At 36.7% G+C, this 21,144-nt stretch carries 14 protein-coding genes; 7 read left to right on the forward strand and 7 right to left on the reverse strand.

The features are described from left to right. The first annotated feature begins 190 nt into the window (after nucleotides 1-190). The 3 genes from Q4489_RS14685 (at nucleotide 191) to Q4489_RS14695 (ending at nucleotide 4,918) form a co-directional block, all read left to right on the forward strand. Entirely contained in the window at nucleotides 191-970 is a 780-nt protein-coding gene (locus Q4489_RS14685) for a peptidylprolyl isomerase (protein WP_303481602.1), read from the forward strand. Between the two features lie 897 nt (nucleotides 971-1,867). Beyond that, nucleotides 1,868-2,866 (forward strand): adenosylmethionine decarboxylase, encoded by a 999-nt coding sequence (locus Q4489_RS14690; protein WP_303481604.1) that lies wholly within the window; start codon nucleotides 1,868-1,870, stop codon nucleotides 2,864-2,866. 93 nt (nucleotides 2,867-2,959) lie between these two features. Further along, the gene (locus Q4489_RS14695) at nucleotides 2,960-4,918 is read left to right on the forward strand and encodes a RiPP maturation radical SAM C-methyltransferase (RefSeq protein ID WP_303481606.1); all 1,959 of its coding nucleotides are present in this window, start codon (nucleotides 2,960-2,962) and stop codon (nucleotides 4,916-4,918) included. A gap of 56 nt (nucleotides 4,919-4,974) precedes the next feature. On the opposite strand, the gene Q4489_RS14700 is transcribed toward Q4489_RS14695, so the two are convergent. Beyond that, nucleotides 4,975-5,910 (reverse strand): diguanylate cyclase, encoded by a 936-nt coding sequence (locus Q4489_RS14700; RefSeq protein WP_303481609.1) that lies wholly within the window; start codon nucleotides 5,908-5,910, stop codon nucleotides 4,975-4,977. Then, nucleotides 5,897-11,962: a response regulator gene (locus tag Q4489_RS14705; protein WP_303481611.1), complete on the reverse strand. Its 6,066-nt coding sequence runs from the start codon at nucleotides 11,960-11,962 to the stop codon at nucleotides 5,897-5,899. Before Q4489_RS14705 ends, Q4489_RS14700 begins: the two co-directional genes overlap by 14 nt. A gap of 178 nt (nucleotides 11,963-12,140) precedes the next feature. Between Q4489_RS14705 and Q4489_RS14710 the strand changes: the two genes are divergently transcribed. Beyond that, a complete protein-coding gene (locus tag Q4489_RS14710) occupies nucleotides 12,141-12,317 on the forward strand; it encodes a hypothetical protein (RefSeq protein WP_303481613.1) in 177 nt (58 codons plus the stop codon). Between the two features lie 10 nt (nucleotides 12,318-12,327). Then, the gene (locus tag Q4489_RS14715; RefSeq protein WP_303481615.1) at nucleotides 12,328-13,011 is read left to right on the forward strand and encodes an iron-containing redox enzyme family protein; all 684 of its coding nucleotides are present in this window, start codon (nucleotides 12,328-12,330) and stop codon (nucleotides 13,009-13,011) included. 60 nt (nucleotides 13,012-13,071) lie between these two features. Here Q4489_RS14715 and Q4489_RS14720 read toward each other — a convergent pair whose 3' ends face one another. After that, nucleotides 13,072-14,208, reverse strand: coding sequence for an alanine--glyoxylate aminotransferase family protein (locus Q4489_RS14720; RefSeq protein WP_303481616.1), 1,137 nt, complete (start codon nucleotides 14,206-14,208; stop codon nucleotides 13,072-13,074). A gap of 155 nt (nucleotides 14,209-14,363) precedes the next feature. Here Q4489_RS14720 and Q4489_RS14725 point away from each other — a divergent pair, with 155 nt between their 5' ends. Further along, on the forward strand, nucleotides 14,364-14,909 hold the full coding sequence (locus Q4489_RS14725; protein WP_303481618.1) for a YaeQ family protein: 546 nt from the start codon (nucleotides 14,364-14,366) through the stop codon (nucleotides 14,907-14,909). A 68-nt stretch (nucleotides 14,910-14,977) separates the two neighbouring features. After that, a complete protein-coding gene (locus Q4489_RS14730) occupies nucleotides 14,978-16,309 on the forward strand; it encodes a M20/M25/M40 family metallo-hydrolase (RefSeq protein ID WP_303481621.1) in 1,332 nt (443 codons plus the stop codon). Between the two features lie 237 nt (nucleotides 16,310-16,546). Here Q4489_RS14730 and Q4489_RS14735 read toward each other — a convergent pair whose 3' ends face one another. The 4 genes from Q4489_RS14735 to Q4489_RS14750 form a co-directional block, all read right to left on the reverse strand. Continuing rightward, nucleotides 16,547-17,344: an MliC family protein gene (locus Q4489_RS14735; protein ID WP_303481624.1), complete on the reverse strand. Its 798-nt coding sequence runs from the start codon at nucleotides 17,342-17,344 to the stop codon at nucleotides 16,547-16,549. Nucleotides 17,345-17,624: 280 nt separating this feature from the next. Next, nucleotides 17,625-18,995 carry a DUF3300 domain-containing protein gene (locus tag Q4489_RS14740; protein ID WP_303481629.1) on the reverse strand — a complete coding sequence of 457 codons (1,371 nt, stop codon included), beginning with the start codon at nucleotides 18,993-18,995 and terminating at the stop codon, nucleotides 17,625-17,627. A 107-nt stretch (nucleotides 18,996-19,102) separates the two neighbouring features. Further along, nucleotides 19,103-20,449: an ATP-binding protein gene (locus tag Q4489_RS14745; protein WP_303481630.1), complete on the reverse strand. Its 1,347-nt coding sequence runs from the start codon at nucleotides 20,447-20,449 to the stop codon at nucleotides 19,103-19,105. Nucleotides 20,450-20,464: 15 nt separating this feature from the next. Next, nucleotides 20,465-21,142 carry a response regulator transcription factor gene (locus tag Q4489_RS14750; protein WP_303481635.1) on the reverse strand — a complete coding sequence of 226 codons (678 nt, stop codon included), beginning with the start codon at nucleotides 21,140-21,142 and terminating at the stop codon, nucleotides 20,465-20,467. Between the last annotated feature and the right edge of the window lie 2 nt (nucleotides 21,143-21,144).

Here is a 21,144-nt window from a genome sequence, read left to right on the forward strand (position 1 = left end):
AAAACCGACAGACAAATATTTACTTAGCCTCGCGACTACATCAAACACTCCTTAACCTCTCATCAAGCACTTAACGCATCACAACGTAATCAATAAAATTACATAAGATAACATTTAACTACTTGTCGTTTTTAATGACTGCCTCTAACATCGAACACACTGATTTTTAGGCAACTTTAAGAAAAACATAATGAAACATTACCTTTCAGCACTCATCCTAACTTTAGGTCTTAGTGCCAATATTAGTCACGCAACTATAGTTGAATTTCAAACCTCTCATGGTAACTTCAAAGTCAACTTGCATGACGAAACCACGCCAAAAACCGTAGAGAATTTTCTCGCATACGTCAATGATGGCAAGTATGACAATACGATTATTCATCGTACAGTTGACGATTTCGTTGTTCAGGGCGGTGGAGCAAAATTTGAAGGTGAATTACCGCCAGAATGGATTGAAACAAATGGTACTATTGAAAACGAGCCTGTTTATTCAAACGTAACAGCAACAATATCCATGGCTAAACAAAAAGGAAAAATCAACAGTGCGAACAGCCAATGGTTTATTAACTTAAAAAACAACGCCTCTACTTTAGATCCTATTGACGTCTACGGTGGTGGTGCTTATGCTGTTTTTGGCGAGGTAATTGAAGATGGCATGGATGTTGTTAACGCAATTGCAGAAGTCCCGCGTTGTAACACTGGCCATGGTGGTTTCCAAGAGTTACCAATGCCCGATTATGAAGATCAATGTGGAGATACAAACGCAGTTCCTTCACAAGAAAATTTTGTGACTATTTATCAAGTTGTTATTTATGATGCAACCGTCAGTACTGATGCTGATTTAACCTCAACAAAAAACACACTTTATGAAAAAAGCTTAGAACAACCTAAATCTGGCGGCAGCAGTGGCGGCTCATTCGGCTGGCTTTCGTTAATGCTGTGCGCTCTCCCTTTGTTACGTAAAAAGTAACGCTCGCTTTCCGTGTTGCTAACCTACATAGGCTGATATTATTTATGTGGGTTAGCAACTCTTAATTTAACGGCAGTATAGTTAATAAACACGTTGAATTAACATCACTTTTCTTTTTGATTTTCAAGCCCCCAAATTACAGCTCATAGCAGTCTAACTTTTGCCGTTAAAATAAAAATAGAACAGAAAAATATTTACTCAAACGATAAAGTTAATATAGGATTTCGAAAAAATATCATTATAAGCAGTACAAGAGTAAAAATAATGGAACAACTGTTTCAATATTTAGAAATAATGACTTTTATCATCACCATTTTTCGGTGTACCTTCGGCAATCTACGCCTACATTAAAGAACAAAATAAACAAAGGCTAGAACGAGAATATGGTACATTTGATTCTTTAGATGAGAAATACATTGAAATTCAGCAACTTTGTATTGAGCATCCAGAACTAGATGTCTTTGATTCCCCGTATGCATCAACAAGGGATTTAACCGAAACACAACAAAAACAAGAAGAAGCTATTTTATTAATAAGAATAACCATATTCGAGCGTGCTTATTTGATGTATAACCGCGTAATCTTTGGTTCACAAACCGATCAGTGGCAAGGATGGGAACTCGAAATAAAAGAGTGGTTTTTAAGGAAAAACTTTCGTGAGGTCTGGGTCGTTCATGGTAAGTATTTTGATACTTCTTTTTTTAGGCATTTTGAAAAAGTTTATCATGCAACAAAATAACGACATTCTGTGTACGTTTGATTAATGGGTACTCCCTCAAACGTACAATCTTCTATTTTATCTTGCTCTACAAATTCCTAAAATGTTTGAACCCTATCAATTGTGGTTAATTCACATATACGTAATATATTGCTTGTTGTCATTTTATTCGTACAATAATGCACTGCTTAGAAAATAGCACAGGGGAATTACCGTTGTTTTATGAAGGTTCTGAAAAGAAAACAGAGTTAATTGTTGATTGTAAGCAATTAAACTTACTTACTGACATTGATACGTGTGTTTGGACAGATCTCGTAAACGCTTGCAATGCAAAAATTTTGTCTTCTATTGAAAACAAACATTGCCGCGCGTATTTATTGTCAGAGTCGAGCCTTTTTATTTGGAAAGACCGCTTATTAATTATCACCTGTGGTGTTACTCAACTGGTAAATTCAGCCATTTTTTTCTTCGAAAAATATGGCATCGACGTAGTAGAACATTTCATTTATCAACGAAAAAATGAATATTTTTCTCATGCACAATCAAGTAATTTTGGTCAAGACGCGAAGCGATTACAAGATTATGTGTCAGGAAATGCATTTCGCTTCGGTAACTTAGATAGTCATCACAATTATTTATTTCAGCTGACTAATAACCGCAAATGTACACCTAAAACTAAAACCTATGAACTGACCACCTACCAAATAAGTGATCGCGCATCAGAAATATTAACTAACCCTCAGCTTGCAGCAAAAGATGTGAGGAAATTTTTACAGCTTAACCGATTAATTCCAGGCTTTACGTTAGATGATTTTGTATTTGAGCCTTTTGGTTACTCTTTAAATGCTATTAAAGATGAATGGTATTTTACCATTCACGTAACTCCACAACGTGGCAGTAGTTATATCTCTTTTGAGTCAAATATCAACTTATTAGCCTTAGTGCCTATTATTCTTGAGGTATTAACACCTAATGCATTCGATTTACTGACCTTTAATGAGACTAATTTCGATACGTTTGCAGCAAAATATATCGATAATACCTATATATGTCAGTCGAATGTATCAAAACACATTGAACACAGTTACCAAGTTAACTTTGCCCATTATATCTTGCCACAATCACAACAAACTTCACCTGTTGAATTAGCGTTAGACAAAAGTTACTTCACGTTATAAATAAACAATCATTATCTATATTATCAATTCGCTCGACCATTTATATTGACTGCGCTACGATGGCTACTGCGAAAATCAAATAATAATGCATTTATGGACAAAGATATTTATTTAGTGTGTATGCCATACACCTCGTTAACGATTCCTTCAATGGCAATGGGAGTGCTTGAAACGTATATCACCGAATTTGGTTATAACGTTGAATCACTTTACGCCAACTTAGTTTTTGCGAAACAAATTGGTCTGATCGAATATAACTTCATCGATAACACCTTTAATGATTATTTAATTGGCGAGTGGACGTTTTCTAAAGCAGCGTTTCCTGACAAACCAGCTGATGATGACGGATTTTTTGCGCTTTTTACTGATTTGTCTGATGAAAATAAGCAAAAACTGTTAACCATCAGAGAAACAGCTGAACGCTACATCGACGCGCTTGCCCACGATATTGTCAGCAACAGTCCAAAAATTGTCGGTTGTACCTCTACCTTCCAGCAAAATTGTGCGTCAATTGCCTTGTTAAGAAAAATTAAAAGTCTTGATAGCAGTATTATTACATTAATGGGTGGCGCTAACTGTGAAGGCATTATGGGCCAAACTATCAATGAGAGCTTTTCATGGATTGATTATGTTTTTTCCGGCGAATGTGATGACGTGATAGGTCCTTTCATTGATAAGCTGATGAAAAATGAACCAATTAACTACCAAAATTTACCAAACGGCTTTATCAGTCAAAAACATAAATCACTTGCTGTTGATGCAGGGCAAGCACAAAAGCCACCTCGTGCCTATATTTCAGACATGAGAAAAGTTGGAGAACCTATTTTTGACAGCTACTTTCAATCATTAGAGAGTCTAAAAATCGGACAATACATCTCCCCAGGTTTAGTCGCTGAAACCTCTCGCGGTTGTTGGTGGGGAGCAAAACAACACTGCACTTTTTGCGGTTTAAATGGCGGTACTATGGATCACCGTTCAAAATCACCTGAAGCCGCATTAAGTGAATTTAAAAACTTATCGAGCAAATATAAGGTCGATAAATTTTTGGTTGTCGATAATATTTTACCCATTGAATACATGAAAACGGTGCTGCCAACATTAGCAGAAAACCCTGCCTATAATTTATTTTATGAAACCAAAGCTAACTTAAAACAACACCATGTTAAAGCACTAGCTGAAGCTGGAATAAAGTGGATACAACCAGGTATTGAAGGTTTACATGATGACTTTCTTAAAGCGATCAAAAAGGGTACTACCGCGATACAAAACTTGGCAGCGCTTAAATGGTGTCGTAGTTATGGCGTGCGAGTAACGTGGAATTTATTATGCGAAGCCCCAGGTGAACAAGCATCTTGGTACGATGAAATGGCAGAATGGCTGCCTTTAGTGACGCATTACCACCCGCCGTTTGATCAAATGGCCAAAATTTGTTATCACCGCTTTAGCCCGTATTTTAATACACCCGAAAAGTTTGGTTTAACATTAGAGCCAACCAAAAGTTATCAATACATTTATCCACTCGATAAACAAACGGTTTACAACCTTGCGTACTTCTTCATTCAGGCAAGCGAAAAAGAAACAGGAATATACACCTTAAATTTCACTTTCAAGCCGGCAACTAAAGCACATGCAAAAGTGCAGTCATTACTAGACAACTGGAGTGAAAGCTGGCTAAACGGCACTATCCCTATGTGCTGTATGACAGATCATGGCGATAACATTATTATTTTTGATACCCGCAAGATAGCGACTTCCTTTACACATTCACTTGAAGGATTAACGGCGGATATTTATCGTTTATGTGCAGAGCCCTTGCCAAAAGAAAGGTTAATCAAAAAGCTTAATGACCAACAAATATCAAAAAATATTCAGCAAATAGAAGAATCACTGCATTGGTTAACTGAAAACCATTTGATCATTCATTTAAGTAAATGTTTAATGGCTCTTGCATTTCCTCTGGCACAAGCTGATATGCCCAGTAATGAAGACTCACCGGGAGGCAATTTAAACATTGAAAAAATAGTGAATGAAAGGATTTCTTCTAACGTTTAGCTAAATCACTTATCGCAGGGGGAGAATAGCTTGAGTGACAAGTTTAACGAGTAATTTTATAAACATTCAAGCACAACTTGATTACGACCATTATTTTTTGCTTGATAGAGTAAACGATCTGCCGTTTCAAGTACTTGCTGTATATTGTAGGATTGTTCGCCGTTGACTAATACCGCACCAACACTCATGGTTAAGCATTTAGCAGCATCTGAATATTCATGTGCTATTTCTTTAGCAGCCAATGCCTTTACAATATTATTTAGTACTAGATTAGCCCCTTGTTCATTACAATCAGGCAAGATTACTGTGAATTCTTCTCCACCATAACGTGCAACGAAGTCTCTTGGTCGGTTAAGCACTTCACGAAATAAAGCGGCAATTTTTTTAAGCGCTATATCTCCAGCACCATGACCATAATGATCATTAAATTGCTTAAAATAATCAACATCAAGCATTGCCACCAATAACTGCTTTTTATCCCGCTTATTTGCGGCTAACTCATCAGTAAGTACTTTATCAAGCTTTCTTCGGTTTGAAATTCCGGTTAAAGCATCAACATGCGCTATACTATCAAGCATTTTACGTTGCTGAATAAGTTCAAGGTGGGTTGAAATTCGTGCAGAAACAATATTGGTATTAAAAGGTTTATAGATATAATCACAACCTCCTAATGCAAAGCCTTTTTCCTCATCATTGCAATTGGCCAAACCGGTAATAAATATCACTGACGTTGCCATAGTAACAGGATCATTTTTGATCACTTCTATGACCTCAAAACCTGATTTATCAGGCATCACTACGTCTAATAGTATTAAGTCAGGTACGTGTTTCTTAGCAAATTCAATGGCTTGTTCACCATTTTTAGCAAAGATAATTTTTGCTTGTTCTTGCAAAAGTTCTTTTAATATTTTGCGGTTCGCTTTTTCGTCATCAACAATTAATACTTTAAGGTTAAAGTTTTCAAGTTCCATACGATGATTATTCTTTATCATTATTATTATTTGAAACATTAGCGCCAGTTATTGTTGCTAATATCGCTTCTATATCATTAATTGCTTTTGCATATTCAATGTCGTCAATGTTGTCTGCTATTTTTTTAGCTAACTGCTCATGTTCACTTCCTTGAGTAATTGTTAGCAGTCGCGGTAATAAATCTTCTACTTGAGCATTTTCATCAACTAACAGCTCTTTTATCGATGATAACAAAGAGGCTAACTGTTTTTGATAATACTGAACATTAACTATAGCAGTATCAGGCTGCTCTGTATCAGCTAAATTAAACGGTAGACCTTCAAGTGCTATCAACACATTGTTCAACTCAATTGACGTTTCAGCAACCAGTAAATCAGCCGATTCTGGGTCACTTTTAAGTTGTGCCTCAAGTTGGGTAGCACGTTTTGCCAGCGTTAATGCACCAATATAATTTGCATTAGATTTTAAAGAATGCGCAACCCTATAAGCAGTCTCATAATCTTGTTGCTTGTATACCTCACTGAGAGAATCAACTGTATCTGTGTAGTTTTTAGCAAATTGCTGTACTAAATTTTGATATAAATGCTCACGTCCTCCCATGGTCTTAATCGCTGTTTTAGCATCAAGACATGGTAGCTTTTCTATCTCTGCTAACAGAGAAACTTCCTTCGTTTGATTGGATTGTGTATTTCGTTTTTGATGGTTTATTTTCTCTCGCGTTTCATCACTTTTTATCAGTGTTACTTGTTCATTCACTGCTTCATTATTTAACCATTTTGATAACAAGATATATAAAGCATTTGGATCTATAGGTTTAGTAAAATAATCATTCATCCCTACTTCTAAACAACGATCTAGTTCCTCTTGCATCGCATGAGCAGTCATTGCAATGATAGGTAAATTACTAAATTGATCGTTTGCACGAATAATTTTTGTTGCCGTTAAACCATCCATTATCGGCATTTGTAAATCCATAAACACTAAGTCGTAGCTTTCACTGTCTAATTTATCAATCGCAACTTGTCCATTTTCTGCGATATCAATATTGACACCTGTTTCTTCTAAAAATCCAAGAACCACCTGTTGGTTTAAAGCATTATCTTCCACAAGTAGTATTCGGCTATGAGATAAATCTAAAATACCTTTTTGTACTTGGTGATATTCTAAATGTTTTTGTTCAAGCTTTAAGGCATTCATCATCGCATCTAATAATAAAGATGCATCAACAGGCTTTTCTAAGAAGCCATCAATCCCAGCTTCATGCGACAAGGTCATTGCATCATTTTTGTCGAAAGCCGTCACCATTAATACTGCTGGTATGTCATGTTTTTCATTTAACTTGTTAATTCGGTGCGCAAGTTCAATACCGTCCATTTTTGGCATACGCCAATCAGTGATCACTAAATCAAAGGGTTGTTCAAGTAATATTGCATTATCAATAAGTTCAAGCGCTGTTATTGCACTTTCAGTTGTCGTGATTTTACAGCCAAACTGTTTTAACAAAGCATCTAACACATTTAGACAAAGTGCATTATCATCCACAACCAGTACATTTATTCCCTCAATCATCAGCGATTGTGCGGCAAGAAGTTCACTTTGCTCAACTTGCTCATAATGCACAGTAAAACCAAAGGTACTCCCCTCTCCTAATTGGCTGTCTACCCATATTTTTCCCCCCATAAGCGTGGTGAGTTGCTTACAAATCGATAAACCAAGCCCTGTACCACCAAAACGACGTGTTATAGAGGTATCAGCTTGATTAAATGAAGTAAAAAGGTTTTCCATCGTATTTTCATCTAAACCTATCCCCGTGTCTGACACTGAGAATTCAAGTGTGCTATTTTCAGTTGACTTAACCTCAATTAATACATGACCACTTTCAGTAAATTTGATTGCATTACTGGCAAGGTTCACCAATATCTGTTGCAATCTAATAGGATCAGATTTGATTTGTTTAGGTACATCAGGTGCAATTCTTACAACTAACTCCAATCCTTTGCTATGTGCTTTTAAGGCACATATATTAGCTGTTTTTTTAATCAGCGCTTCTATATTCATCACCACTGATTCTATCGTCATTTTACCTGCTTCAATCTTAGAAAAATCTAATATGTCGTTGATTAGCGCAAGCAACGCTTGTGAGGCGTCTTGAATTTTACCAATTAAATCTTTCTGGTGATTATCAAGTTTGGTTTTGAACGCTAAATGACTTAACCCTATAATAGCATTCATGGGGGTGCGAATTTCATGGCTCATTTTAGCAAGAAACTCACTTTTCGCCTGTGTAGCCTTTTCAAGCTCGGCTGTACGACTAGATACTTGATATTCAAGATGCCGATTGATATCAAGTAAACTTAAGTGATTTTCAACGCGGGTGAGTAACTCATGTTTAGAAATTGGCTTGGTTAAATAGTCATTTCCACCAACAGAAAAGCTTTCTACTAAATCAATTACTTGATTTTTTGCTGTGAGAAAAATTACAGGTAATTCATTTAACGAATACCATTCTCTTATTTGATTACATACCTCATAACCCGACATTTTTGGCATCATAATATCGAGTAATATTAAATCAAAAGGTCGAGCTTTTTGTTCGCTGTTATCTGTTGCATTTTCAATTAAAGACAATGCTTGTTTGCCACTAGCTGCTTCTGTTAACTGATACCCTTTCAAATTTAAATGGTTCAATAACACTTGACGATTAATTGGATCATCATCGACTACTAAGATGTGATAATTTTGGTAATTTAATTGCCTATTTTGCTGAGACATCAACTCATCTTCATCGATGCTGATGTACTCAATTTCATTATCAAGGTGCTGTAAACGATTGAGTTTCTGTTGATTAGTCGATTTAACAATATTTGTGACGTCAGTGATATGATCATTATCAATGGGCAATGTAAAACTAAAGCAACTCCCTTTACCTAATTCAGAAGTTACTGATATTTTACCTTCATGTAATTCAACAAGTTGTTTTGTAACCGTTAAGCCTAAGCCTGTCCCACTATGATCTCTATTGGTTTGACCTTTTAACTGTTCAAATGAGTTAAAAATAAGATGAAGTTGATCCGCTGCTATACCAATACCGGTGTCTTTTACCGAAATTTTAACGGCATTACCGCTTTGTTCAGCATCGATAGTTACTTCACCACTTTCGGTAAACTTTATTGCATTACCAATCAAGTTATACAAAATTTGTTCTAACCGGTTTTCATCTGCATTAACGATAGGTAACTCATTCGATACTCGATTTTTAAGAATAATATTTTTATCGCCAATTAACGGAGTAGACACCGTCATGACTACATCTGTTAAACTATGTAATTCAACCCCCGTTAAATTCAGCTTTAAGGTATGGTTTTTTAATTTTGAAAAGTCGAGAATATCATTAACCAAGTTTGATAAACGCTTACCACTAGCAACAACCATCGCCAGGTTTTTATTAGCAGACTCTGGTAGTTGTCCAGAAACACCATCAATTAATGACTCCGCTAAGCCAATAATTCCGTTAAGTGGAGTGCGTAACTCATGAGAGGTATTCGCTAAAAATTCATCCTTTAATCTGTCTGCACGTTTTAACTGCACATTTATCGCATGTTCTTTTAAACGCTGATAGTTTTGACGATATAAGATCAACCCAATGGTGCCGATGATCAAAATTAAATATATTGTATAAGCCCACCATGTCCGCCACAGAGGTGGTAGTACCGTTATCTTGAGTGATTTACCTGTTTCATTCCAGTACCCGTCTCCGTTGCTCGCCTTTACACGTAATGTATAATCACCTGACGGTAAACTGGTATAAGTTGCCCTTCTATTCTTGGCATCGGTATAAATCCACTGCTCATCAAAGCCTTCAAGTTTGTAGGCGTATTGATTATTCATAGGTTCTGCAAAATGCAGCGCAGCAAACTCAAAGGTAACCAGCTTCTCGTCGTAAGTTAATTCTAAATGTTCTAATTCATTAATATCAGAAGGAATCGTGAAAATAGCACTATTCACATTTCGCTTTTTCGCATTTTTGTTTTCACTTGATTGAATTTCAACATGTTTGTTATGTACTAGAAAGTCCGTCAATACTACATTAGGTATCGAAGTATCATCTTTGATGTCATCTGGAAAAAAACGATTAAAACCATTCACACCACCAAAAAATAATTCACCCGAATTAGTTTTATAATAACTCAAAGAGTTGAATTCATTGCCTTGTAAACCGTCACTGACACCATAGTTTTTAAACGATTCTGTTCGAGGATCAAAGCGTGATAGTCCATCATTAGAACTTAACCATAGATACCCATGTTCATCAGCTAAAACTCCATAGATTAATTCGGTTGGTAAACCATGATTTGTCGAATAATGAGTAAATATTTCACTCTTAGGTTCAAACTTGTTCAAACCACCAAAAGTTCCAACCCAAAGAACATCCTGTGCATCAACATAAATACTCGTTACCCAGTTGTTACTAATTGATCGTTTGCTTATTGAACTTCCATAATGAGTAAAACTTTCAGTACTAGGGTCAAACTTATTTAACCCCCCATTTTGTGTACCAACCCAAATATTTCCGGCTCCATCTTTTGTAAGAGCCCAAACACTGTTATCTGATATAGAGTTTTGATTTTCAGGTTGGTGAATAAATCGTTTAAAGGTGCCTAACGCATAATTATATTTAAGTAATCCTCCCCCCCATGTGCCAATCCAGATGAAATCACCTTCACCTTTTAGTATTCTTAGTACTGTATTCTCTCCTATACTACTGCTAACATCATCGGTGATCTTAATCCTTTTAAAGGTCTTATTTGGAAGGTTAAATAGGTTTAACCCTCCACCTATAGTGCCAACCCAAACTGATTCATTTTTATGCTTAGCAAGTGCAGCTATACCACTTGATGAAATTGATAATTGATTTTTATCATCATGAACAAAATGACTATATAAATTAGTTTTAGAATTATAAAAATTAAGGCCAGACTCATAAGTTCCAATTAATAAATTTTCACTATCGAGCTCTAAAAAAGATGTAATGGTATTTCCAGACAACGTGGTTTTATCGGCGATATTCTGTTCAACATGTTTAAATTGTTCATTTGAAGTATCATATTTTTCGACTCCTAGTACATAAGTGCCAATCCAAACGCCATCATAATTATCAGAGGTAATATCGGTTATTTGATTATGACCTAAACTGTTTGGATCTTTATCATTGGCTATATAATTCTCTACGATTGACGTATCTCTATCAACTTTAAATACACCTGAGCTGTTCGTACCTATCCAAATATTATTATTTTCCTGGTGTATTACTGTTATATTGACGTTTGATAATTGTGATGATAGTTCTGTCTTTATTTGCTCACCACTTTCAGCATCAATAATCACTAACCCATTTAAAGTACCAAGCCATATTTCTTTTTCAAAAACGATAATTGAATTAGTTACATCAAAACCACTAAAAATTGTTTTAAAACTCGTATCAGCGAAGTAGCCTAAATGGCCGTTAGTGAAGCTAGCCCACAACATTCCTTTTGCTTTAAATAAGGCGCTAATTTTTCCTGTCAGTTGATTAGCAATATTTATTTCTGCTATATGTTGTGACCGTTTGTTAAAAATGAATCCACCTTTATCCGTAGCAAATATAATAATATTTTCAGAGACATTCTCAATTTCAAAAACTTTTGAATCAGTTTTACTTAAATATTTATTAATAACTTCGACGGTATCGAAAGTATTTAATTTTCTATTAAAAGTATTAACGCCTGAAATGGTTGCTACCCAAAGAGTTCCATCATTATCTTGATAGAGCGTAGTAATATTACTATCTAAAATAGATTTTTTTTGATTGTCGTTTGCTTTAAATACTTCAAAATCATAGCCATTAAATCTATTTAGACCATCATTTGTTCCAACCCACAAAAAGCCATCTTTATCAACTAATAAACTACTAACGGTCGCTTGAGATAAACCTTTTTCTCGATAGAAATGTTCAAATTTATTCGCAAGTGCACTTACAATTAGTAAATGACTAATAAAGAGAATGAGTAAGCTCTTAAGTATAATGGATTGCATGCTTTATTATTCTAAGCCTAATAATTGTATATAAGCTTAAAGTCATTACGAATAGAGAACAAGTAACAATTTTAATTAGGTATTTCATATTTTACCTTGACTTAAATTTCCAAAAGAAACTATTCTAGCCTTGCAACATTAATGTTGCTTAATAATTTAGTCTAAAAGGAAATATAGAATGTCTACAAAATCAAATACAGAACATTTGCACGAAGAAGGCGTGATCAACAAGGAAGAATTAACAAAAGAACATGTTAAAGCTATTGACGGTCTATCAAAGGATGAAGTTGAGCAACTAAAATCTATTAATAAGTCAGTTAAAAAAGTTAGCCCTGGCGTCGGTATAATGTTGTAAGGTGCTCGCAATGACAACTCATTTTGAACGATTAACTAAAAGCATGAGTTTAATGGCTTTAAATGCTAGAGCTATAGGCAATCAATACTATGAGTTGTCTTGTAACCCAGAGGTTGTCAAAGAGCATATTTGGGTTAATCAGATGGTGGCTAGGGCTACTGTCCCATTAATGCGCGAAGTTATTACGTGCATGGAAGATTACCCTAAAGACGATTTGAGTAACATTTTGACCAGTTATATGCGTAGACATATCGCTGAAGAAACTGATCATGATGAATGGTACGTCAACGATTTAGAGCTTTTAGGCCTAACTAGAGAGGAAATATTCTCTCGTCCTCCTCCACCTAATGTGGCATCATTAAGCGGCTCTCAGTACTATTGGATAAAGCATCACCACCCTGTTGCATTTATGGGATATTTAGGGTGCTTAGAAGTTTACCATCCAACGGTAGAATATGTTGAAGGGTTAATCAAAAACTCAGGGTTACCTGTTAAAGCGTTTAGTACTGTTATGGAACATGCAGTAATAGATGCTCAGCATAAAGAAGATATCATTGAAACTATTAATAGTTTACCGTTAACAGAAGAACAGTATCAAACAATTGAATTAAGTGCCTTCCAAACCTTTAGATACGTAGCCAAAGTGATGGAAGATATTTGTCGTGTAGCACCGAAACAGGTAATATCAGCATAAAGAAGGTAATTGAAGTTACCTTCTTTCTTCACTTCACCTGAGCTCTTGATAATTAGTTTTTTATAATGTTTGTCTTGTAGAAGATATTGCCTCATTCAACGCAGCTAAACACAAAGCTATATTTTCTTTTCGTGCACCATAGCCCATTAAACCAATGCGCCATGCTTTTCCTGCAAACTGCCCTAACCCAGCACCAATTTCAAGATTGTACTCATTAAGTAAAAAATTTCTAACTTTTGCATCATCAACCCCATCTGGAATATACACTGTATTAAGTTGAGCCAATCGTTCGTTCTCTGGAACAACAAAATCTAAGCCTAATTCGGCTAACCCCTTTGCTAATAAATCATGCATGTTTTGATGACGTTGCCATGCATTTTCTAATCCTTCATTTTTTAACGAAAGCAAGGCTTCATGTAACGCATACAATGAATTTACCGGTGCAGTATGATGGTAAGCACGCTTACCATTACCTGACCAATACCCCATCACTAATGATTGATCGAGGAACCAACTTTGTATCGGAACGTCTCTGTTTTTAATCACATCCACTGCTTGTTTACTAAAGCTGATGGGCGAAATACCCGGTACACAAGATAAGCACTTTTGACTGCCAGAATAAATGGCATCAATACCCCATTCATCAACTTTTAATTCACAACCACCCAGCGACGTTACAGCATCAACAATGGTTAAACAATGATACTTCTGCGCAATTTCACACAGCACTTTAGCATCTGAACGAGCGCCAGTTGATGTTTCAGCGTGCACAAAAGCAACAAACGCTGCCTCAGGGTGTTGCGACAATGCATCATCAAGCGATGCGGGGTCAACTGCTCTTCCCCACTCTCCTTCAACAAGTACGAGTGTTGCCCCAATACGCCTTACGTTTTCTGCCATTCTTGAGCCAAAAACACCATTTTGGCAAACGACTACGGTGTCATCAGGTGTAATTAAATTAACGAAGCAAGCTTCCATACCTGCAGAGCCTGGTGCAGATAACGCAATTGTCATTTCATTGTCTGTTTGAAAAGCATATTGCAGCAAGCTTTTTACTTCATCCATCATGCCAACAAATAAAGGATCTAAATGCCCGATGGTCGGTCTTGCAAGTGCGGAGAGTACTTGTTGGCTTACATCAGATGGGCCTGGCCCCATTAAGGTTCGCTGCGGCGGAATAAAAGAAGAATAAGTCATCACAGTTCTCATCGGTTAATATTAACGAAAATGTATCACTGATAGTGAGTATTCGCTAAATTAATTCACTTTATCTCAACTATTCACTGAATAAATAGCTTCGATATTTCAAAGCTAAGGCGTATCATAGACAAAATACCTTATCGATAATCGCCATGGCGCTTAAATCAACCATTTACAAAACAACGATTCATTTATCTGACATGGATCGCAACTATTACGATACCTTAAATCTTACCATTGCACGGCACCCTTCTGAAACATTGATTCGTATGGGCGCGAGAATACTTGCATATGTTTTAAATGCCGACCCTGCACTTACCTTTGGCAAAGGAGTGAGTGATGAAGATGAGCCTGTATTATGGCAACAAACACTTACCGAAGACATTACCTTATGGGTTGAACTTGGCCAACCCGACGAAAAACGTGTAAAACGAGCAAGCAATAAAGCAGATAAAGTCATTATTTATGGATACCACTCGCCCTTCGACGTATGGTGGCAACAACAAGAAAAAAAACTAACGCTTTTTAAAAATGTTCAAATAACACGTTTTGATTATCAAGCATTAGCAAAGTTTTCTGAGTTAATTGACCGTACAACTGAAATTCAAGCAAGTATTCAAGATGGTCAGTTATGGCTTACTATTGGCGATAAAAGCCTGCTTATTGAACACCAAACGTTACAAACAAGCCGCACTTAACTTCAATGAGTTACTTGCAATAAAATAGCGAATAATAAATAGTAACCTTTTACCTGTAGGGACTTTTCATGATAACAATAACAAAAAGTGCGCTAGCTCTCGCAGCCTCTGTTGCCTTGAGCACAACTGTCAGCTTTACCACACACGCTGACAACACATCATTAAAGACAATAACTAAAGACATCACCTTTTTAGCGAGCGACGAATTAAAAGGCAGAGGCAATTTCAGCAAAGAAATAGACCAAGCTGCTGATTATATTAGCCAACGCTTTAGTGAGATTGGTTTAGTGCCCATGCAAGGTGAAAAAACCTTTAAACAGTCATTTACAGTTACAACCATAAAACCTGAATCTATCGCTGTTACGTTAAATGGAAATACTATTGAATCAGCACATCTAGGCATGGCAAGTACTATTGAAGAAATTAAGTGGCAAAGCACTGAAGATTTTACCCTTCATTCGATAGGCAAAAATGACAACATGCGCCAGGTGATCAGTAAGATTAATCAGCAAGGTGGTAAACACCTAGTGTTAATTAACCCTGCCCACAAAAAAATGTTCACCGGTTATAGTGGCTATTTTGCTAGAGGCTTGAATAAACTTTCACTCGATCACCAAGGTGCGATAGTGATGGTCATGACCGAAGATTCATCAATAGAGACTATCAAGGTACATGCTAAAACGAGCATTGCTAAGCAAACTTTAACCAATGTGGTTGGCGTTTTACCTGGTAACGAACAAAAAGATGAAATTGTATTGTACTCAGCCCATTATGATCATTTAGGTGCCTCAGCAGACGGAGAAGGTGATGTAATTTACAATGGTGCAGATGATGACGCTTCAGGCACTACAGCAATTATAAACCTTGCCGAGTATTTTTCTCGTAAAGGTGAAAATGCTAGAACACTGATGTTCTCAGCCTTTACTGCAGAAGAAATTGGCGGATTTGGTTCTCGATATTTCTCTCAACAACTTAACCCTGATGATGTCGTTGCCATGATCAATATTGAAATGATTGGTAAGCCCTCTAAGTTTGGTTCAGGAAAAGTTTGGATGACCGGTATGGAACGTTCTTCTTTAGGTGAAGAATTAAATACAGCGCTTGATAACCAAGCATTTAAAATTCACAAAGACCCTTACCCTAAACAAAACTTGTTCTATCGTTCTGATAATGCAACGTTAGCCCGCCTGGGTGTACCTGCGCATAGTTTTAGTAGTACACAACTTGATACAGATCAGCATTACCATAAAGTAACTGATGATTTAGCGAGTTTAGATTTAAAGTCAATGCACCAAGTTATTGAAGGTTTGTCAATTGCAACGCAAGGGTTAGTCGATGGGAAAATAACTCCTACCCGTGTTGATGTAAACAAAGTAAAAAGTCGCGGTAAAATTTATTAATTATTGATAACGTTAACGAGGACGTGTTGAACGTTTAAATGCGAATTAAACGTATCCGAAGAACAACGTCCTTGTCTTTTTCTATCGTGTTTTCACTTATTTATCGGGCTCCACTCAAAAAAAGTTAAGCCTAGTACCAACACAAAATATAACGCTACAAAAGTGTAAAACAAACATCAACACGTGCTAATGAGGGAAGCTTATATGCCAATAACCAGTAAGCACGATTTTTAACGTTTATTTCAGTAAACGACATGTCATTGGCTTTGCATTATAGCCCCATACAATTCGCGCCTGTCCTTGATGTTCCCAAAAAGATTCATTTCGACCTTGGTATTTTGCCCCACTTGCACTTGGCTGTTGAAACATTATCGACTCTGTCTCGTTATACTTAGCAATGAGTGTCGCAGGTGTAGTTTGATAAAATACTACTTCTACTTTGCTTACCGCTGCATTATCACAATAAAAATTGAAAGGCCCTGTAGATGGAACCAATTGGTACTTGGCTTGTAATGTTGCAATACGATCAACATATATTTTTTTTACACAACGTTGCTGAGCGTCTGATTTCCAACAATCATTTCTGCCTTTTCGCCAACCATGCTGCATTGCTCTTAATCTACTTATTTGATTTTCCGACAATGAAAATTTTGCTTGTTGATAAACTTGCGATAATCTTCTATCGAGTAGTGCTAAATCATCATGACTACAAATTAAATCTTCCACACTGCCAAGTTGGCTCTCAGTACATGCAAAAGACGGTGAAAGTTGCTCTGCAGTTTCAACCTTTTTACGACTAGTGTTTGATTGCTCTAGCGTGGTGTTGTTTATCTCGTTGAATATATAACGACACCATTGATCGCTTGTACGAGCCGGTGTTGCTGGTTCACCACGGATACCAAGCTTGTATTCAATAACGGACTTCCATTCGTCGCTACCCAAATCAGGGCCATGACCTAGCCCATCACCTGTTTGGACATGATTAGCGATCAGCTGATAATGTTGTAAAGAACAAGACGAGGATCCATCTGCCAACTTGTGTTCATTATTCGAACTACATGAACTGACAGAAATCAGAAACAATATAACTAAAAAACTTACCTTCATTAACTATTCCATCGTGTTAATTAATTGATTAAATGCCTGTAAACCGTGTTCTACTAAATACAGGCTTAGTATAAATACTAGCGTAACAACGTGTAAAAGGTGAATAATGAATGCAGAATAACATCAGTAAAAATACCGCAAAACATCCATGTTTGCGGTATTCAATTTAGCTCAATGGTAATATTTATTGGCAGCGTGCAAGAATGTATTAATCGCGACGCGGCTTAATTTTTCGACTGGAAGTTACAGACGATTGTTTACCATGTGAGCTTCTAGTCACTCGTGTATATGCTTTATTGTTACTTGAGTGACCTCCCTTGGTTGATTGAGTCTGTCTTACTTTTATTGGTTTATTTAGATGAGGCTTCCTCACCTGCGTTTTAGTCATTTTCTGATAAGTAGGTTGCTTAACGCTCGTTACTTTGGTTTTTGAGTGATAAGTGTTTACTTTCTCAACACGATGATGTTTTTGCTCTATGCGTCTATCATGTCTCTTTATAGACTTCGTTTGCCCAATGCTACGGTTTTTATGATGTAATTGATTAGCAGCAGGTTTATTCTTGGCACTTACCTGCTTTCTAAAACCTTTATCTGTCACACGTTTATTACCATGCTCTCGCAATTTTTTGCTTACTACATGGTGCTTTTTAACTGCTTTACCATGAGTATCAAATGCACGAGCTCTTTTTATTGGTTTGCTGACGAGGCGATGTGAAGCATAACGCTTTTTAACATCATGACTACGATAAGCTACGCCTTTTCTACGATGTGGATTATGCTGCCAACGTTTAACACGATGACTAGTGGTTACTCGCTTTTTACTATGGTAACTGCGGTAATACTTCGGCGAATGATGAATGACATGTCGATTATGCCAATGTAAACCAACAAAGAAAAAATCTAGTGATAAGTGCACACCCGAACGCCAATAAAAAGGTCCATTATGATAGCTATAGTAAACAGGACGATGCCAATAAACTGGAGGTCGATGTGACCAATGCCAACGGCCATATACACTACGAGTGTCGTAATAAGGAACATAAATGATTTCTGGTTGCTCAGGTTGGATGACAATGGTTTTCTGCTCACGAATAACTTGAACATTATCCATTTTTGCCAAATTTCCAGCTTCATCAGCTTGCTGTCTAAGTTGTTGGATACTCGCCAACACTTGTTCTTCATCTGCCAAGAAGGCATCACCTAATTGACGCATCCAGGTTAAGTCTTCACTCAGCTTTTCCAGTACCTGTGGAAAAGCTAATAAGGCGGTAACACTGGGATCCCAATCTTTATCTTCTGCCATTGTTTGTAACTTATCACTACTGGCATGTTTATTACTTTTAACAAACCTTTCAGCATCAATGACTTCAATAGGATAAGTTGACGCAATTAATATATGAGTTAACAAGGTGTCTGGGTACAGCGCAATGGGAGCAAGCATTTGAGCTAATTCCGCTTGTGATATTGACGATTGCTCAACCGTTACTTGAGCTTGATTAACGGCTGCAAAGCTCGTTTGAGCGCTGGTTATAGCACTTGCTACGATTATGCTAGAGATTAACTGGTGGTATATTTTCATCTTTCCCGCCTTAACCTAATTTGTATTGTTAAAGCTAATTTACGCTAAGTAAACTGAATGAAGGCTGAATACGTTTTTTAACTGAACATGTTGCCAAATTAAAAAAATCATTGATTAAATGATAATGTAAAACATGCTCCGCCATAGGTAGTTGAATGAGTAATAGCGAGTGTTCCTTTATAGCTATCTACCAAATCACGCACTATTGCTAAACCAATACCATGTCCTTGTTGATAGGTATCAGCGCGTTTTCCACGTTTTAAGATCTTAGCAACATCTGTTTTAGCAATGCCTTTGCCATCATCTTCAACGTTAATGACAAGCTTATTATTAAGACTTAATACCTCAATGGATACGATTGATTTTGCCGCTTTACAGGCGTTATCCAATAAGTTACCTAATATTTCGAGTAAATCAGCTTCATCGCCTTTAAACATCAATTGCTCGTCACACTGGCTATCAATAATAAGTGACTTTTCACGGTATATTTTTTCTAGGCTATTGATTAATTTTTGTAAACAAGGTGCAACCGTTACTCCTAAATACCAGGCAGCATGCCCGGCACTTTGTGCTCGTTTTAATTGATGTTCAATCATCAAATTCATGACATCAATTTGCTCTTGCACATTCGCCGTATTATTCGTGTTTACATCCCCCTGAATAACCGCAAGTGGGGTTTTTAAACTATGCGCAAGATCAGAAAGCGCATTTCGATAGCGCGTACGTTGCATTTTTTCAGTATCAAGTAGATTATTCAGCTGCTCAGTTACTTGCTGTAACTCAAGTGGATAACGTGAAGAAAGTTGCTTACTTTTACCCTGTTCTATTGCTGAAATTTCGGCTGTTAAACGTGATAACGGTTGTAAGCTCCAACGTAACCACACATATTGTAATAACAATAGAACGGCCATTAATATCAACAACCCTAACCATAATTGTTGCTTGAATTCAGCCATTAACACTAAAAAGCTCGATTGATCTTTAATAAGGTGTAACGTTACAGCATGTTCACCTGTTAGATCAGAAAACAGTACAGAGAAACTGTAAATAAAGTGCTCTTTGTCATCAATAATAATTGTGGTGAAACGTTCATTACCTACCGCGGGCGATGGCACTTGTTCAGGTAATGCAGTAGCAAGTAAAGATTGCGACTGCCAGAGAAGTTGATCAGTATTTTTATCCGAAATTGCGGCATATAAGCCAGATTGAACGATATTAAACCGATTCTCTGCCAGTATTTCTGGCATTTGTAGCTGTCCTTGTTCATATTCAGCGACAGTTAGTAAGCTATATGAGTAAGCAGTTAATTCATTATTAACACCCGATTCCATATGGCCTTGATACGCTTTTATAATGGTTATACCAACGATGGGTAAAAGCACAACCACCATAAAAACAGCGCTGACTAATAATCGAGATTTAAGCGAGTTGAACCAATTATTTAGTTGAACCATCTGGCGTAAGCTCAACTATTGTTCAAATTGTTTGAGGCGATAACCTTGGCCACGTAACGTTTCAATAAATTGCAAGCTACTATCAGGATCAAGCTTTTTACGTAACCGCCTTACAAACACTTCAATCACATTAGAATCAAGATCAAAATCTTGATCATAGATATGCTCGGTTAATTGTGTTTTAGAAATAACATGCCCCATATGTAACATCATATATTCAAACACTTTATATTCGTAACTACTCAATGGAACAGGTTCTTTGTTAACACTAACGACCATACTCGTGGTATCAATTGAAAATGGGCCATTCGTGATAACAGGACTTGCTTGCCCTACACTACGACGGATCAACGCGTTTAACCTTGCAAGTAACTCTTCCACTTGGAAAGGCTTCGTCAAATAATCATCAGCGCCAGCATCTAAGCCTTCAACTTTATCTTGCCATCTATCTCGGGCAGTTAAGACAATAATAGGATACTTAATATCTTGTGCGCGTATTTTTTCAATTAATGACTTACCGTCAAGTTTAGGTAGGCCTAGATCAATAATGGCCGCATCATATTGGTATTCTGTTGCCTGAAATAAACCAATTTCACCATCATCAGCACAATCAACACTATACTTCGCGTTTTCTAACTGATCTTTTAATTGCGTTTGCAAGGTAATATCGTCTTCAACAAGTAATAACCGCATCG

The sequence above is a fragment of the Thalassotalea sp. 1_MG-2023 genome (assembly GCF_030546745.1).
GTDB lineage: Bacteria > Pseudomonadota > Gammaproteobacteria > Enterobacterales > Alteromonadaceae > Thalassotalea_C.

Bases quoted from the DNA above. Each gene is read 5' to 3' on its own strand.
- Q4489_RS14710 (WP_303481613.1), top strand. From the start codon at position 12,141: ATGTCTACAAAATCAAATACAGAACATTTGCACGAAGAAGGCGTGATC.
- Q4489_RS14705 (WP_303481611.1), bottom strand. From the start codon at position 11,962: ATGCAATCCATTATACTTAAGAGCTTACTCATTCTCTTTATTAGTCAT.
- Q4489_RS14750 (WP_303481635.1), bottom strand. From the start codon at position 21,142: ATGCGGTTATTACTTGTTGAAGACGATATTACCTTGCAAACGCAATTA.
- Q4489_RS14740 (WP_303481629.1), bottom strand. From the start codon at position 18,995: ATGAAAATATACCACCAGTTAATCTCTAGCATAATCGTAGCAAGTGCT.
- Q4489_RS14685 (WP_303481602.1), top strand. From the start codon at position 191: ATGAAACATTACCTTTCAGCACTCATCCTAACTTTAGGTCTTAGTGCC.
- Q4489_RS14725 (WP_303481618.1), top strand. From the start codon at position 14,364: ATGGCGCTTAAATCAACCATTTACAAAACAACGATTCATTTATCTGAC.
- Q4489_RS14690 (WP_303481604.1), top strand. From the start codon at position 1,868: ATGCACTGCTTAGAAAATAGCACAGGGGAATTACCGTTGTTTTATGAA.
- Q4489_RS14715 (WP_303481615.1), top strand. From the start codon at position 12,328: ATGACAACTCATTTTGAACGATTAACTAAAAGCATGAGTTTAATGGCT.
- Q4489_RS14695 (WP_303481606.1), top strand. From the start codon at position 2,960: ATGGACAAAGATATTTATTTAGTGTGTATGCCATACACCTCGTTAACG.
- Q4489_RS14745 (WP_303481630.1), bottom strand. From the start codon at position 20,449: ATGGTTCAACTAAATAATTGGTTCAACTCGCTTAAATCTCGATTATTA.
- Q4489_RS14700 (WP_303481609.1), bottom strand. From the start codon at position 5,910: ATGATAAAGAATAATCATCGTATGGAACTTGAAAACTTTAACCTTAAA.
- Q4489_RS14730 (WP_303481621.1), top strand. From the start codon at position 14,978: ATGATAACAATAACAAAAAGTGCGCTAGCTCTCGCAGCCTCTGTTGCC.
- Q4489_RS14720 (WP_303481616.1), bottom strand. From the start codon at position 14,208: ATGACTTATTCTTCTTTTATTCCGCCGCAGCGAACCTTAATGGGGCCA.